Source organism: Enterobacter sp. Sphag1F (assembly GCF_014193275.1).
In the GTDB taxonomy this organism is placed as follows: domain Bacteria; phylum Pseudomonadota; class Gammaproteobacteria; order Enterobacterales; family Enterobacteriaceae; genus Pantoea; species Pantoea symbiotica.
In genome coordinates, this window is sequence record NZ_JACHZD010000016.1 from 1 (window position 1) to 1,350 (window position 1,350).

Consider the following 1,350-nt stretch of genomic DNA (forward strand, 5'->3'; position numbering starts at 1 on the left):
CAGTCGAAGATACCAGCTGGCTGCAACTGTTTATTAAAAACACAGCACTGTGCAAACACGAAAGTGGACGTATACGGTGTGACGCCTGCCCGGTGCCGGAAGGTTAATTGATGGGGTTATCCGCAAGGAGAAGCTCTTGATCGAAGCCCCGGTAAACGGCGGCCGTAACTATAACGGTCCTAAGGTAGCGAAATTCCTTGTCGGGTAAGTTCCGACCTGCACGAATGGCGTAATGATGGCCAGGCTGTCTCCACCCGAGACTCAGTGAAATTGAAATCGCTGTGAAGATGCAGTGTACCCGCGGCAAGACGGAAAGACCCCGTGAACCTTTACTATAGCTTGACACTGAACATTGAGCCTTGATGTGTAGGATAGGTGGGAGGCTTTGAAGCGTGGACGCCAGTCTGCGTGGAGCCAACCTTGAAATACCACCCTTTAATGTTTGATGTTCTAACGTAGGCCCGTAATCCGGGCTGCGGACAGTGTCTGGTGGGTAGTTTGACTGGGGCGGTCTCCTCCCAAAGAGTAACGGAGGAGCACGAAGGTTGGCTAATCCTGGTCGGACATCAGGAGGTTAGTGCAATGGCATAAGCCAGCTTGACTGCGAGAGTGACGGCTCGAGCAGGTGCGAAAGCAGGTCATAGTGATCCGGTGGTTCTGAATGGAAGGGCCATCGCTCAACGGATAAAAGGTACTCCGGGGATAACAGGCTGATACCGCCCAAGAGTTCATATCGACGGCGGTGTTTGGCACCTCGATGTCGGCTCATCACATCCTGGGGCTGAAGTAGGTCCCAAGGGTACGGCTGTTCGCCGTTTAAAGTGGTACGCGAGCTGGGTTTAGAACGTCGTGAGACAGTTCGGTCCCTATCTGCCGTGGGCGCTGGAGAATTGAGGGGGGTTGCTCCTAGTACGAGAGGACCGGAGTGAACGCACCACTGGTGTTCGGGTTGTCATGCCAATGGCATTGCCCGGTAGCTAAGTGCGGAAAAGATAAGTGCTGAAAGCATCTAAGCACGAAACTTGCCCCGAGATGAGTTCTCCCTGACTCCTTGAGAGTCCTGAAGGGACGTTGAAGACTACGACGTTGATAGGCCGGATGTGTAAGCGCAGCGATGCGTTGAGCTAACCGGTACTAATGACCCGTGAGGCTTAACCTTACAACGCCAGAGGCGTTTTGGTCTGAGAGACCGGATATTTTCAGCTTGTTTACGGATTAAAGAATCAGCGGAAGCGGATGTTATTCGTTTTTGCAGCAGAATTTGCCTGGCGGCTTTAGCGCGGTGGTCCCACCTGACCCCATGCCGAACTCAGAAGTGAAACGCCGTAGCGCCGATGGTAGTGTGGGGTC

The 1,350-nt window shown here is 53.5% G+C and carries 2 rRNA genes; both read left to right on the forward strand.

Annotation, left to right across the window (positions count from 1 at the left end):
• Positions 1-1,159: ribosomal RNA gene (locus FHW71_RS23915) — 23S ribosomal RNA — on the forward strand; the annotation flags it as partial.
• 105 nt (positions 1,160-1,264) lie between these two features.
• Positions 1,265-1,350 (forward strand): 5S ribosomal RNA (gene rrf, locus FHW71_RS23920); the annotation flags it as partial.